This is a genomic window from Variovorax sp. 160MFSha2.1, assembly GCF_048305075.1.
In the GTDB taxonomy this organism is placed as follows: Bacteria; Pseudomonadota; Gammaproteobacteria; order Burkholderiales; family Burkholderiaceae_C; genus Variovorax; species Variovorax guangxiensis.
Map to the genome: position 1 here is coordinate 4,113,172 of NZ_CP157624.1, position 12,913 is coordinate 4,126,084.

The window sequence follows — 12,913 nt, forward strand, 5'->3', positions numbered from 1 at the left end:
TCTGCCGTACACCGAACAGAGGAAAAAGGAAGACCGCATGGCTCTGAAGAAGAAAGGCCGCTACTGGTACGGCGACGGCCCCGAAGACACGCAAGCCGAGATCCAGCGCTACAGCAAGGCCAACAAGTACCCTGCCACCCGCTTCGCCGCATCGGCATGCATCTGCGGCCATCGCGTGTTCGGTCTGGAAAGCGACGAGGAGACCGGTGCGGCCCGCCGCACCTGCACGGCCTGCGGCAATGTGCACCTGATGGGCGACAGCGCTGAATACGCGGACGAGGCCGAGTTCGGAGGCCACGAATGCGTCTGCGGCGAGGAAAGCTTCGAGCTGCTGTCGGGCGTTGCGCTCTACGCCGAGAGCAACGACGTGCGCTGGTACTACCTCGGCTGCCGCTGCACCAGCTGCAGCCTCGTCGGCGTCTTCGCCGACTGGAAGTGCGAGGGCGGCGACGCCGGGGTCTTTCTCGCAGCGGTCTGAGCGCCGCAGTCGCCCATCGCCTCGGCGAGCCATGAACGGAGGGCCGCCACCTTCGGCCGTTCGTGGCTGGCCGGCGGATACACGAGGTGGTAGGCAAAGCCGTCGAGCAGCGCGGCCTTGAAGAGACGCACCAGCCTGCCCTCGGCCACGTCGCTCGCCACCAGCGCAGCCGGCAGCAAGGCGACGCCCTGCCCGGTCTGCACAGCCCTCAGCAAAAGGCCGGCATCGTCGAAGGACGGTCCGCGCACCGGGCCCGTATCGGCCACGCCCTGCGCCGCGAACCACAGGCGCCAGCCCTTGCGCTGCGCGTCGTTCACGCGCGGCCAGCGCAGCAGATCGGCCGGCTTCGCGGGCTTGCCCAGTTCGGCCACCAGCGAAGGCGCAGCAACGGGAACAACCTCGACGGTCAGCACGCATTGGCTGACGAGCCCCGGGTACTGTCCCGTGCCGTGGCGAATGGCGACATCCACGCCGTCGCGCGAGAAATCGGCCAGCGCGTTGCTCGCCTGCACCTGCAGGTCGATGTCGGGATGTGCCTTCTGGAATGACTTGAGCCTTGGCACCAGCCAGGCCGAGGCGAAGAACGGCGTGGTGCTCACGGTGAGCAGGCCGCTTTCGGTGGGCACGGCCAGCCTCTGCGTCGCATCGCTGATCTGCCTGAAAGCGCTGCGCACCGGCGGCAGGTAGGCCTGGCCCGCGTCGGTGAGGAAGATGCCCCGGTTGACGCGGCGGAACAGCTGCACGCCCAGGTGCAGCTCCAGCGCCTTGACGAGCTGGCTCACGGCGCCCGGCGTCACGCAGAGCTCGTCGGCCGCGTTCTTCACCGACAGATGGCGCGCGGTGGCCTCGAAGGCGCGCAGTGCGTTGAGTGGCGGGAGCTGATGTTCCATCGTTTAGCCAGACTGATTCGAAAAAGGCAGAAATTCTGGTTTGTGCCGCAGACAGCAAAGGAGGAGTATCAGCATCCGCGCGGCCAGAACAAGTCTCGCGAGCTTAGATATTTTGATCCGTACACCGCATGAAGACCACACATCCGAGCCAGCCTTCTTCCGCATCGCAGCAAGGCGCGGGCCTCTTCCGCGGCTGGCTGGTGGTCGCGGGCGCATTTGCCGTGACCTTCGTGGGCTTCGGCTGCGCCTACACCTTCAGCGCCTTTCTCGAATCGCTGCAGAAGGACTTCGGCGCCTCGCGCGGGTCGGTGTCGCTGGTGTTCTCGCTGGCGGGCTTTCTCTACTTCGGCCTCGGCGTGCTCAGCGGGCCGCTGGCCGACCGCTGGGGTTCGCGGCGGCTGGCCGCGGCGGGCATGGTGCTGGTGGGGCTGGGGCTTGCGCTCGCAGGGCAGGCACGGAGCCTGACGCAGATCTATCTCGCCTATGGGCTCGGCGTGGGCCTGGGCGTCGGCGCTTCGTACGTGCCGGTGCTGGGCGCGGTGCAGCGCTGGTTCGTCCGGCGGCGCGGTTTCGCTTCGGGGCTGGCGGTGAGCGGCATCGGCGTGGGCACGCTGGTGATGCCGCCGCTGGCATCGCTATTCATCGAGACGCTGGGCTGGCGCAACGCCTACCTGGCGCTGGGTGTGCTGGCGGTGGTGGTGGGCGTGGGCATGGCGCTGCTGATCGAGAACGACCCGCGCGACCGTGGCCTGGCGCCGGATGGCGATGCTCCCCAGCTTCAGGCCCAAACAGCCCGGCCCGAGGGCTTCACGGTGCGCGACGCCGTGCGCTCGCGGCGCTTCGCCGGCCTGTACGTAGCCTGCCTCATCAGCTCGTTCGGCCTCTTCGTGCCCTTCGTGCACCTGGTGCCCTATGCGCTGGACCACGGGGTGCCGAACGCGTCGGCGGTGCTGCTGCTGGGGGCCATCGGCGTGGGCAGCACGGCCGGGCGCTTTTTCCTGGGCGGGCTTGCCGACCGCATGGGGCGCGCGCAGACCATGCTGCTGATGTCCACCGGCATGGCGCTTTCGCTGCTGGTGTGGGCCTCATCGGACGGCTTCCGGGGGCTGGCGGTGTTCGCCTTCTTCTACGGCGCGTTCTACGGCGGCTTCGTCGCGCTGCTGCCGGCGCTGGTGATGGACTACTTCGGCGGACGCAACATCAGCGCGATCATCGGCGTGCTCTACACCAGCGTGGCCTTCGGCACGCTGGTCGGTCCGGCCGCCGCGGGCTATGCCTTCGACATCAGCCGCAGCTACCTGCTGCCGATCTTGTTCAGCGTGGGAGCCAACCTGGTGGCGGCCGCCATCATGTGGACGATGTCGCGGATGGATGCCCGTGCAAAGCCGGCCACGGCCGGCGAACTGCGCTGTACAGTGGGGAAATGACACAACCGCAACCCGACGTTACCGTCAGCCCGCCTCCCGCCGCGGACGCGCAGCCCGAGCTCACCGAGACCCAGGCGTTCATGCGCGCCTGGGTTATGTTCGCGGTGCTGTTCGCTGTCGTGCTCGGCCTGCTGTGGCTGCTTCAGTCCCACTTCAGCTGAACCGGCAAGTGCAGGAGGCTCAGGAAGCCTTCTGCACCAGCTTCAGCACGCTGGAGAAATCGAGCGCGCCGTGGCCGGCGAGGCTGTGGGCCGCATACAGGCTGCGTGCAAGCCCGCCCAGCGGTGTGGCCGCACGCACGGCAGTGGCGTTCTCCTGAGCCAGCCCCAGGTCCTTGAGCATCAGGTCGGTGCCGAAGCCACCGGCATAGTTCTTCGAGGCAGGGGCGGTCTCCATCACGCCGGGCATCGGGTTGTACTTCTCCAGCGCCCAGTTGCCGCCCGAGCTGCGGCGCATGATTTCCGACAGCACCTTCGGATCGAGCCCGTTGGCCACGCCCAACGCCAGCGCTTCGGAAGTGCCGATCATCAGAATGCCCAACAGCATGTTGTTGCAGATCTTCGCGGTCTGCCCCGCTCCGGCCGCGCCGGCGTGGAAGATGTTCGCGCCCATCTTTTCGAGCACGGGGCGCGCACGCTCCAGATCCTGCGTCTCGCCGCCGACCATGAAGGTCAGCGTGCCTGCGATGGCGCCGCCCGTGCCACCGGACACCGGCGCATCGATCATCGCGATGCCCTTGGCGGCAGCCGCTTCGGCGACCTTGCGCGAGGTGGCCGCCGCGATGGTGCTGCTGTCGATCACCAGCGAACCGGCGCGGATGCTCTCGAGCAGGCCTGGCTTGCCGGCACCGCCCAGGAACAGGCCCTCGACGTGCGCGCTGGCCGGCAGCATGCTGATGACGACCTCGGCATCGGCCACCGCCTCGGTGGCCGACTTGGCGATGGGCAGGCCATCCGCGCCGAACTTCGCGCAGGCCTCCTTCGAGAGGTCGAAGGCGGCGAGCGCGTGACCGGCCTTGTGCAGGTTCATGGCCATCGGGCCGCCCATGTTGCCCAGGCCGATGAAAGCGATCTTCATTGCTTTGTCTCCAGGTTGTTTGAATACGGGTTCAGAACGCAGAAGTCGCGAAGGTTTCGCAGAGGTCGCAGAAGAAACACAAAAACAGGTTTCTCCTTCGCGACTTCTGCGTAGCTTTTGTCTTCCTTCTGCGTTCGGCTGTCCGATTTACTTCAGCGATGCCAGCTCCGCCGGCATCTCGCCGCGCGGACGCAGGTGGTCTTCGATGAAGGCGGGCGTGATCTCCTCGAGCGTCGCCGGGCTCCAGCGCGGATTGCGGTCCTTGTCGACCAGCACCGCGCGGATGCCTTCGGCGAAGTCCTTGTGCGCGCAGAAACCGAGCGATGCCCAGTATTCGAGGCGGAACACCTCGGCCAGCGACATGCGCAGAACGCGCTGCCACAGCTCGAAGCTCAGCGCGGCCGAGCTGGGTGCGCCCTTGGCGAAGGTCTTGGCCGCGCTCTGCAGCCATGCGTCGTCGCTCTGCAACTCGCGCAGGCGCTTCGCGATGTCGAGCAGGTCGTCGCCCGCCATCAGCGCGTTGATGGTGTCGTAGTGCTCGCGCACCTTCGAGGCCGGCATCTCGGCGCCCTCGCCCGCCTTGGCGAGGATGCGCGACAGCGTGGCGCGGTCGGCCTTGTTCTCGCCGGCCCACTTCGTCGAGGCGATGACTTCCAGCACTTCGCCCTTGCGCTCCTGCGGCACCAGCACGTCGGCCAGCCCGCAGAAGATGGTGTCGGCCGCATTGACGTTGGCAGCCGTGAGCGCCAGGAACAGGCCCGTGCGGCCCGGCGTGCGGCGCAGGAACCAGCTGCCGCCCACGTCGGGGTACAGGCCGATGTTGATCTCGGGCATGGCGATGCGGCTTTGCAGCGTCATCACGCGGTGCGAGGCGCCGGCCAGCAGGCCCACGCCGCCGCCCATCACGATGCCGTGGCCCCAGCACAGGAAGGGCTTGGGGAAGGTGTGGATCAGGTAGTCGAGCTCGTACTCCTCGCGGAAGAAGTCTTCGGCGTAGGTGTTGCGCGCGGGGCCGCAGTCGAGCAGCGTCTGGTAGAGCTGGCGCAGGTCGCCGCCGGCGCAGAAGGCCTTGTCGCCCGCGGCCTGCAGCAGCACGCCGACGATACCGGCATCACCGGCCCATTCGCGCAGCTTCGGGGTGAGCAGGCGCACCATGTCCACCGACAGCGCGTTGAGCGAAGCCGGTGCGTTGAGCGTGGCCACTGCGAAGCGCTGGCCGCCGGCGGTCTTGATTTCGTCGAAGAGAACTACTGAGTCAGTCATGTTTTGGGGTTGCTTGAATACGGGAACCGAACGCAGAGACCGCAAAGGTTTCGCAAAGGTCGCAGAAGGAATATCAATTTTCTTTTGTCTTTTCTGCGACCTTTGCGAAACCTTCGCGACTTCTGCGTTCTGAAGTTGGGCTTCAGCGGATGTCGCTGTCCCCTTCCAGCAATTTTCGCGCAACGATCACGCGCATGATCTCGTTGGTGCCTTCGAGGATCTGGTGCACGCGCGTATCGCGCACCAGGCGCTCCAGCGGGAACTCGCCCAGGTAGCCGTAGCCGCCGTGCAGCTGCAGCGCGTCGTTGCAGACGTTGAAGCCCGCGTCGGTCGCGAAGCGCTTGGCCATCGCGCAAAAGGTGCTGGCGTCGGCATGGCCGGCGTCGAGCTTCGAGGCTGCGAGCCGCACCATCTGCCGCGCCGCGACCAGTTCGGTCGCCATGTCGGCCAGCTTGAACTGCAGCGCCTGGAAGCTCGCGAGCGGCTTGCCGAACTGCTGGCGCTCGTGCAGGTAGCGGCGCGCCGCGTCGAGCGCGCCCTGCGCCGCGCCCACCGAACAGGTCGCGATGTTGATGCGCCCGCCGTCCAGGCCCTTCATGGCGATGCGGAAGCCCTCGCCCTCCTTGCCCAGCAGGTTCTGCGCGGGAATGCGAACGTTGTCGAAGCTGATGGTGCGCGTGGGCTGGCTGTTCCAGCCCATCTTGTGCTCCTTCTTGCCGTAGCTGATGCCCGGGGCGTCGGCCGGCACCGCGAAGGCCGAGATGCCACTGGCGCCAGCGCCGCCCGTGCGCGCCATCAGCACCAGCACGTCGGTCGAGCCCGCACCGGAGATGAAGGCCTTGCCGCCGTTGATGACGTACTCGGCGCCCTGCAGCTCCGCGCGCGTCTTGAGCGAGCCGGCGTCGGAGCCCGCGCCCGGCTCGGTCAGGCAGTAGGAGGCCAGCTTGCGCCCGCTCGTCAGGTCCTCGCCCCACTGCTGCGCCACTGCGTCGGTCGCCCAGGTGCCGAGCATCCACGTCGCCATGTTGTGGATGGTGATGAAGGCGCTGGTCGAGGGGTCGACCGCGGCCATCTCCTCGAACACCAGCGCGGAATCGAGCCGCGGCAGGCCAAGGCCGCCGATGCGCTCGGGCGCATACAGCCCGCAGAAGCCCAGCTCGCCGGCCTTGGCGATGGCCTCTCTCGGAAAGATGGCTTCCGCGTCCCACTGCGCCGCATGCGGCGCGAACTCGGCCTGTGCAAAGTCGCGCGCCGTCTCGGCGAAGGCGCGCTGCTCCTCGGAAAGTTCGAAGTCCATCCTCCGGACTTCTTATTTGAGGCTGATGGTCGTGTTCACGCCGTGCGAGACGGTGCTGTCGTCGAACCAGCGAGCCGTCACCGTCTTGGTCTGCGTATAGAACAGCACCACCTGCTTGCCGTAGGGGCCCAGGTCGCCGAGCTTCGACGCGCGCGAGCCCGTGAACGAGAACATCGGGACCGGCACCGGGATCGGCACGTTGATGCCCACCTGGCCCACGTCGATGTCTTCCTGGAAGCGGCGCGCCGCGGCGCCCGACTGCGTGAAGATCGCGGTGCCGTTGCCGTTCGGGTTGCTGTTGATCAGGTCGATGGCCTCGTCGATGTTCTCGGCGTCGGCGATGCACAGCACGGGGCCGAAGATTTCCTGGTCGTAGATGGTCATGCCGGGCTTCACGCCGGTGAAGATCGTCGGGCCGACGAAGTTGCCCTTCTCGTAGCCGGGCACCGTGGGCTTGCGGCCGTCGAGCACCAGCTTGGCGCCGTCGGCTTCGCCGCGTTCGATGAGGCTGTTCACGCGGTCGTAAGCGGCGCAGGAGACCAGCGGGCCCACGTCCACGCCCTTGTCGACGCCGGCGCCGACCTTCAGCGTCTTCGCCTTCTCGATGAGTTCGGGCACCCAGTTGCGCGCCTCGCCCACCAGCACCGCCACCGACACCGCCATGCAGCGCTGGCCCGCAGCGCCGAAGCTCGCGCCGGCCAGCGCGTTGAGCGTCTGCTCCTTGTTGGCGTCGGGCATCACGATGGCGTGGTTCTTCGCACCCATCATGCATTGCACGCGCTTGCCGGCCAGCGTGGCGCGGTTGTAGACGTGCGTGCCGACCTTGGTGGAGCCGACGAAGCTGATCGCCTTGATGTCCTTGTGGTCGCAGATGCCGTTGACGATGGCTTCACCGCCATGCACCACGTTCAGCACGCCGGGCGGAACACCGGCTTCGAGCGCCAGTTCGCACAGGCGCATGGTGACCATCGGGTCCTGCTCGGAGGGCTTGAGCACGAAGGTGTTGCCGGTGACGATGGCCATCGGGAACATCCACAGCGGAATCATGGCCGGGAAGTTGAACGGCGTGATGCCGGCGCACACGCCCAGCGGCTGCAGCAGCGTGTAGGTGTCGACGCCGTTGGCCACGTTGTTGGCCAGTTCGCCCAGCTGCAGGTTGCCGATGTTCGATGCGTGCTCGACCACTTCGAGGCCGCGGAACACATCGCCTTCCGCGTCCGGCAGCGTCTTGCCCTGCTCGGCAGTGAGGATCGCGGCGAGCTCGCCCATGTTCTCGCGAATGAGCTGCTGCAGCTTGAGGAAGATGCGCGCGCGGACGCCGATGGGCGTCTTGCGCCAGGTCTTGAAGGCCTCCTTGGCGGAAGCGACTGCCGCGTCGAGCTCCGCCTGCGTGGCGAAGGGCACGCGCGCCAGCACTTCCTGCGTGGCGGGGTTGACGACGTCGCGCCATTCGGTGGTCTTCGATTCGACCAGCTTGCCGCCGATCAGCAGCTTGACGGTGGCGACCTGGGTCGAGGGCGTGGTGGTGGCGTCCATGGGGTTTGTCTCCTGTGAATCCTGTGAAAGCGGCGCCGGACGAGCCGGGGCGGTGACGCATCCTAGCTTTGCAGATTTGCCATGACAATAGACAAAATTGCGCGGCGACTTTGCAAAAATGCAAAGCCTTCCATTCGAGACCACCCGAGGCACGAAAGCACATGGACTGGGACAACCTGCGGTATTTCCTGGAGCTGGCCCGCTCGGGCACGCTGATGAGCGCGGCGCGGCGGCTGGAGGTCGACCACACCACGGTGGCGCGCCGCATCCAGGCGCTCGAGAAGGAAGTCGGGGCCCCGCTGTTCTCGCGCGAATCGGGCGGACACCGGCTCACCGAGGCGGGCCGCAGGCTGCAGCCGCAGGTCGAGGCGATGGAGAGCGCGTTCCAGGCCGTGGAAAGCACCGCTCCGGCCTCGCAGGAAGGCCTTTCGGGGCTGGTGCGCATCGGCGCCACCGAGGGCTTCGGCACGGTGGTGCTGGCGCCGCAGCTAGCGTCGTTCGCGGTGCGGCACCCGAAGCTCACCATCGACCTGCTGGCCATGCCGCGCCTCGTGCACCTGTCGCGGCGCGAGGCCGACATCGTGATCTCGCTCGAACGCCCGGCGCGCGGGCCGGTGGTGGTCGCAAAGCTCACCGACTACACGCTGCGCCTGTACGCATCGAAGCAGTACCTGTCGGCGCACAAGCCCATCCGCACGCGTGAGGACCTGCGCGGCCACACTTTCATCAGCTACGTGGACGACCTGCTCTTCAGCAAGGAGCTGCAGTACCTCGACGAGTTGCACCGCCCCGACGCCTTCGCGCTGCGCAGCACCAGCGTGCTCGCGCAGCACAGCGCGGTGGTGGCGGGCGCGGGCATCGCGGTGCTGCCGGCCTTCATCGCCGAGCACGACACCGCGCTGCGCCCCGTGCTGCCGGGGCAGGCGAACTTCACGCGCACCTTCTGGATGTCGATGCCGGCGGAGACCAAGCACCTCGCGCGCATGCAGGCCGTGTGGAACTTCCTGCGCGAGACGGTGCAGGAGCAGCAGCCGCTGTTGCTCCTGCAGCCGCCCGGCGAAGAAAATGGCGCGAGCGGCCCGCCGCAGCGGCCGGCCCGCCCGCGCAAGCCACCAACCCCGTAATGAGCAACGCAATCCCCTACACGGAGCCTGGAGACACGCCCATGCCACGCCACCGCCCCGCCCGCCTCGAACACATCGCCGGCATCGGCGTCGACCGCATGGGCGCGATCGCCGACGACGCCGACGGCCCGCCCTTCCTGCGGCTGGAGAACCTCGACGTCGACATCCCGCCCGACCCCGAGGCCGTCGCGCGCACCGTGCACGCGGCATCGTTCGACCCGGACAACAGCTACCTGCCCTTCGTAGGCCAGTCGCGCCTGCGCGACGTGGCGGCGCGGCATGTGTCGGCGCTCTCGGGCGTGGCGTACAGCGGCGCGCGCAACTGCGTGATCTCGGCGGGCGGCCTCTCGGGCATCCTCAATGCGCTGCTCGCCACCGTCGAGGTCGGCGACGAGGTGCTGGTGACCGACCCGACCTACGCGGGCCTGCTCAATCGCATCCGCCTCGCGGGCGGCACGCCGAAATACGTGCCCTTCAGGTTCACGCCCGGCGGCGAATGGAAGCTCGACCGCGAGGCGCTGCAAGCCGCCATCGGCCCGCGCGTGCGCACCATGCTGCTGATGTCGCCCTCGATGCCCACAGGCGGCTGCTTCGACGAGGAAGACTGGCGCGCCATCGCCGCGCTGTGCGTGCGGCACGACCTCACGCTCATCCTCGACACCGCGATGGAGCGCCTGCTGTACGACGGCCGCAAGGTCATCCACCCCGCGGGCCTGCCCGGCATGGCCGAACGCACCATCACCGTGGGCTCATCCGCCAAAGAGTTGCGCATGATCGGCTGGCGCGTCGGCTGGACCGTGGCGCCCGAGAGCTACATGCCCGACCTCGTGGCCGTGTCGCTCGCCAACGTGGTGGTGCCGGTGGGCATCGCGCAGGACGCGGTGGCGACTGCACTGGAGCAATCGGCACACACGCTCGCGTCCTACGTGGCCGAACTGGAGCGACGGCGCGACACCGTGCTCGACGAGCTCAAGGGCCTGCCGGTGGGCGTACCCGGCGGCGGCTGGTCGCTGCTGCTGCGCGCCAGCGACTTCGGCATCGACGGGCAGACGCTGTCGGAACGCCTGCTGGCGCACCGCGTCTGCGCCACTGCTATGAAGGGCTGGGGCGAGACGCATGGGGCGCAGTACCTGCGCTTCGTGTTTTCCAACGAGCCGGTGGAGCGGCTGCGGGGGTTGGGAGACAAGGTGCGGGCGGCGCTGGGGGCCTGACGCTCAGGAAAAGAGGCGCTTCCAGAGACTCTTGCCCCCTGCAGATTCAGCAGCCGCAGCGGCCTCAGCCTGTTCGAGCAGCTCGACCAGCCCCGGCACGCGCGGCTTCTTGAGCCATCGCGCAAAGGCCGAGTAGCTTTCCGCCTTGCCTTCGATGCGCAGATGCTCGGGCATGGCGGGGCACGGCGCGCTGCCCAGCAACACGCGCAAGGCTTCGAGCTGGTTCATGCGGATCGCGCTGAAGAGCGCGGTCTCGCCGAGCGACGGAACGATGTCGTTGGCCCCCGCGAGCCCGCCGTCGAGCAAAGGCCGGATCGCGGCCGCGTCGCCCTTGATCGCCGCGGCTCCGAGGGCTTCGAGGGCCGCGAGCCTTTCGGGCGACAGGCTCGCCAGGTAGGCATCGTCTCGCTTGTCGTCCTCGCTGCGCGCATCGCCGCCTTGCATCGTCATGAAGTCGGTCACCAGCGCCACCGGCTCGCGGGCGGCGTCGAGCGCCCAGAAGCTCGGATAGCTGCCGTCACCCCAGCCCGAGCTGAAGATCAGCACGTTGTTCGCGCTGCCCTCGCCCAGCGGGTAGTGGTCGGCCATGTCCTTGCTGCCAAGTTCTTCGTCGAGCACGTCGTCGTAGTAGCTGCCGTAGTCGGGGTTGGCCGACGATTCGCGCGCCTCGCGCTCGGCGATGGCGGCCGCGCAGTCGGCATCCATGAAGCAGCCGACGCCGGCGTCGACCGGGTAGCCATAGAACTCGTCGTCGCCCAGCTCATTCTGCGACTGGCCATCGAGCAGCGCGGGTTCCCAGTGCAGGTCCGCGGGCTGCAGTCCGCGGCGATCACGCAGCCAGAGCACCGCGAGCGCATGCCGGCCTTCGTGTTGAAGCAACTCGGCAGGGAAAGCGCCCCGGCCGGAAACGCTGCGCACGAAAGGGGGGCGTTCCGGCTGCACCAGCGGATCGCACGCCACGATGCGGCCGCTCGTGACCTGGAGCGACCCGCAGGACTGCCGCTGCAGGCGCCGCACGCGCAGCGCCTCGTCGTCGAGAAAAACGGTGCGCAGGTTTTCGAGGTCGAGGTAAGCCATGCGCCCAGTGTCTCACCCCAACGGGAAAGGGCCGCGAAAGCGGCCCTTGCGTGCTGTCGGGTCGATGCCGTCTTTACTGGATCAGCTTGGCGCCCGTCTTGGCCTGCAGCGCGTCGAAGGTGACGCCCGGCGCCAGCTCGACGACCTTCAGGCCCTCGGGCACCACGTCCATCACGGCCAGGTCGGTGATGATGCGGTCGACCACGCCCACGCCGGTCAGCGGCAGAGTGCACTTCTCGAGGATCTTCAGGTCCTCGGTGCCGTCCTTCTTCTTCGCGACGTGCTCCATCAGCACGATCACGCGCTTCACGCCGGCCACGAGGTCCATGGCGCCGCCCATGCCCTTGACCATCTTGCCGGGGATCATCCAGTTGGCGAGGTCGCCCTTGGTGCTGACCTGCATCGCGCCCAGGATCGACAGGTTGATCTTGCCGCCGCGGATCATCGCGAAGCTGTCATGGCTGCCGAAGATGGCCGAGCCGGGCAGCGTGGTGACGGTCTGCTTGCCGGCGTTGATGAGGTCGGCGTCGACCTGGTCTTCGGTGGGAAACGGGCCGATGCCGAGCATGCCGTTCTCGCTCTGCAGCCACACTTCCTTGTCGCCGGTGTGGTTGGCCACCAGCGTCGGGATGCCAATGCCGAGGTTGACGTAGAAGCCGTCTTCGAGTTCTTGCGCGGCGCGGGCCGCCATCTGGTCTTGGGTCCAGGGCATCTCAGGCTCCTTCTTTCTTGTTGACGACCTTGGCGGGCACTTCGCTGCCTGCGGCGGCAGCAGCGGCGATGGCGGTCTGGGCCTCGACCTTCGCGGCGGCGGCATCGACCGATGCGCTCACGGTGCGCTTCTCGATGCGCTTCTCGGGGTTCGCGTTGAGCACGATGCGGTGCACGTAGATGCCTGGCAGGTGGATGTCGTCGGGGGCCAGCTCGCCCACCTCGACGATCTTCTCGACTTCGACGATGCAGATCTTGCCGGCCATGGCGGCAGCCGGGTTGAAGTTGCGCGCCGTGAGGCGGAAGCGCAGGTTGCCCGACTTGTCGGCCACGTCGGCCTTCACCAGCGCCACGTCGGGCACCAGCGAGCGTTCCATGACGTAGGTTTCGCCGTCGAACTCGCGCAGCTCCTTGCCTTCGGCAACCTGGGTGCCCACGCCGGTCTTGGTGAAGAAGGCCGGAATGCCGGCGCCGCCGGCGCGCAGCTTCTCGGCCAGCGTGCCCTGCGGCGTGAATTCGAGGGCCAGTTCGCCCGCGAGATACTGGCGCTCGAACTCCTTGTTCTCGCCGACGTAGGACGCGATCATCTTCTTGATCTGGCGCGTCTCCAACAGCTTGCCGAGGCCGAAACCGTCGACGCCCGCGTTGTTGGAGATGACGGTGAGGTTCTGCACGCCGGAGTCCTTGAGCGCGTCGATCAGCGCTTCGGGAATGCCGCAGAGGCCGAAGCCGCCGACCGCGAGCATCTGCCCGTCGGCGACGACTCCCTTGAGTGCCGCGTCAGCGGTGGGAAAAATCTTGTTCACTCGTGCTCCTTGATGG

13 protein-coding genes are annotated in these 12,913 nt (G+C 67.7%); 5 read left to right on the forward strand and 8 right to left on the reverse strand.

Translation table 11 applies throughout. From position 1 onward, the window contains the following. The first annotated feature begins 37 nt into the window (after positions 1–37). Entirely contained in the window at positions 38–478 is a 441-nt protein-coding gene (locus tag ABL838_RS18670) for a hypothetical protein (protein WP_418121440.1), read from the forward strand. Here ABL838_RS18670 and gcvA read toward each other — a convergent pair. After that, a complete protein-coding gene (gene gcvA / locus ABL838_RS18675) occupies positions 379–1,368 on the reverse strand; it encodes a transcriptional regulator GcvA (protein WP_418121441.1) in 990 nt (329 codons plus the stop codon). The genes ABL838_RS18670 and gcvA overlap by 100 nt on opposite strands. Positions 1,369–1,496: 128 nt before the next feature. Between gcvA and ABL838_RS18680 the strand changes: the two genes are divergently transcribed. Together ABL838_RS18680 and ABL838_RS18685 are read left to right on the forward strand one after the other, a co-directional pair. Beyond that, the gene (locus ABL838_RS18680; protein ID WP_418121442.1) at positions 1,497–2,795 is read left to right on the forward strand and encodes an MFS transporter; all 1,299 of its coding nucleotides are present in this window, start codon (positions 1,497–1,499) and stop codon (positions 2,793–2,795) included. Further along, entirely contained in the window at positions 2,792–2,956 is a 165-nt protein-coding gene (locus ABL838_RS18685; RefSeq protein ID WP_184636983.1) for a hypothetical protein, read from the forward strand. Before ABL838_RS18680 ends, ABL838_RS18685 begins: the two co-directional genes overlap by 4 nt. Before the next feature lie 19 nt (positions 2,957–2,975). Here the strand turns inward: ABL838_RS18685 and mmsB are convergent, their stop codons facing one another. The 4 genes from mmsB to ABL838_RS18705 form a co-directional block, all read right to left on the reverse strand. After that, positions 2,976–3,872, reverse strand: a complete 897-nt coding sequence (gene mmsB / locus ABL838_RS18690) for a 3-hydroxyisobutyrate dehydrogenase (RefSeq protein WP_126021966.1) — start codon at positions 3,870–3,872, stop codon at positions 2,976–2,978. 147 nt (positions 3,873–4,019) lie between these two features. Further along, complete coding sequence (locus ABL838_RS18695; protein WP_418121443.1) at positions 4,020–5,135, reverse strand: enoyl-CoA hydratase/isomerase family protein; 1,116 nt, start codon at positions 5,133–5,135, stop codon at positions 4,020–4,022. Positions 5,136–5,277: 142 nt separating this feature from the next. Then, positions 5,278–6,432 (reverse strand): acyl-CoA dehydrogenase family protein, encoded by a 1,155-nt coding sequence (locus tag ABL838_RS18700; protein WP_418121444.1) that lies wholly within the window; start codon positions 6,430–6,432, stop codon positions 5,278–5,280. A gap of 12 nt (positions 6,433–6,444) precedes the next feature. Further along, a complete protein-coding gene (locus ABL838_RS18705; protein WP_418121445.1) occupies positions 6,445–7,968 on the reverse strand; it encodes a CoA-acylating methylmalonate-semialdehyde dehydrogenase in 1,524 nt (507 codons plus the stop codon). A gap of 161 nt (positions 7,969–8,129) precedes the next feature. Between ABL838_RS18705 and ABL838_RS18710 the strand changes: the two genes are divergently transcribed. Continuing rightward, the gene (locus ABL838_RS18710) at positions 8,130–9,092 is read left to right on the forward strand and encodes a LysR family transcriptional regulator (protein ID WP_418121446.1); all 963 of its coding nucleotides are present in this window, start codon (positions 8,130–8,132) and stop codon (positions 9,090–9,092) included. A 41-nt stretch (positions 9,093–9,133) separates the two neighbouring features. Further along, positions 9,134–10,303 carry a pyridoxal phosphate-dependent aminotransferase gene (locus ABL838_RS18715; RefSeq protein ID WP_418121447.1) on the forward strand — a complete coding sequence of 390 codons (1,170 nt, stop codon included), beginning with the start codon at positions 9,134–9,136 and terminating at the stop codon, positions 10,301–10,303. A gap of 3 nt (positions 10,304–10,306) precedes the next feature. Here the strand turns inward: ABL838_RS18715 and ABL838_RS18720 are convergent, their stop codons facing one another. The 3 genes from ABL838_RS18720 to ABL838_RS18730 form a co-directional block, all read right to left on the reverse strand. After that, complete coding sequence (locus ABL838_RS18720; RefSeq protein ID WP_418121448.1) at positions 10,307–11,380, reverse strand: DUF4241 domain-containing protein; 1,074 nt, start codon at positions 11,378–11,380, stop codon at positions 10,307–10,309. A gap of 73 nt (positions 11,381–11,453) precedes the next feature. Then, on the reverse strand, positions 11,454–12,092 hold the full coding sequence (locus ABL838_RS18725) for a 3-oxoacid CoA-transferase subunit B (protein ID WP_019652014.1): 639 nt from the start codon (positions 12,090–12,092) through the stop codon (positions 11,454–11,456). Position 12,093: 1 nt separating this feature from the next. Next, positions 12,094–12,897, reverse strand: coding sequence for a CoA transferase subunit A (locus tag ABL838_RS18730; protein ID WP_126021959.1), 804 nt, complete (start codon positions 12,895–12,897; stop codon positions 12,094–12,096). Between the last annotated feature and the right edge of the window lie 16 nt (positions 12,898–12,913).

Excerpts from the sequence above, each read along its gene's own strand:
- ABL838_RS18670 (WP_418121440.1), top strand. The coding sequence starts at position 38 with ATGGCTCTGAAGAAGAAAGGCCGCTACTGGTACGGCGACGGCCCCGAA.
- gcvA (WP_418121441.1), bottom strand. The coding sequence starts at position 1,368 with ATGGAACATCAGCTCCCGCCACTCAACGCACTGCGCGCCTTCGAGGCC.
- ABL838_RS18680 (WP_418121442.1), top strand. The coding sequence starts at position 1,497 with ATGAAGACCACACATCCGAGCCAGCCTTCTTCCGCATCGCAGCAAGGC.
- ABL838_RS18685 (WP_184636983.1), top strand. The coding sequence starts at position 2,792 with ATGACACAACCGCAACCCGACGTTACCGTCAGCCCGCCTCCCGCCGCG.
- mmsB (WP_126021966.1), bottom strand. The coding sequence starts at position 3,872 with ATGAAGATCGCTTTCATCGGCCTGGGCAACATGGGCGGCCCGATGGCC.
- ABL838_RS18695 (WP_418121443.1), bottom strand. The coding sequence starts at position 5,135 with ATGACTGACTCAGTAGTTCTCTTCGACGAAATCAAGACCGCCGGCGGC.
- ABL838_RS18700 (WP_418121444.1), bottom strand. The coding sequence starts at position 6,432 with ATGGACTTCGAACTTTCCGAGGAGCAGCGCGCCTTCGCCGAGACGGCG.
- ABL838_RS18705 (WP_418121445.1), bottom strand. The coding sequence starts at position 7,968 with ATGGACGCCACCACCACGCCCTCGACCCAGGTCGCCACCGTCAAGCTG.
- ABL838_RS18710 (WP_418121446.1), top strand. The coding sequence starts at position 8,130 with ATGGACTGGGACAACCTGCGGTATTTCCTGGAGCTGGCCCGCTCGGGC.
- ABL838_RS18715 (WP_418121447.1), top strand. The coding sequence starts at position 9,134 with ATGCCACGCCACCGCCCCGCCCGCCTCGAACACATCGCCGGCATCGGC.
- ABL838_RS18720 (WP_418121448.1), bottom strand. The coding sequence starts at position 11,380 with ATGGCTTACCTCGACCTCGAAAACCTGCGCACCGTTTTTCTCGACGAC.
- ABL838_RS18725 (WP_019652014.1), bottom strand. The coding sequence starts at position 12,092 with ATGCCCTGGACCCAAGACCAGATGGCGGCCCGCGCCGCGCAAGAACTC.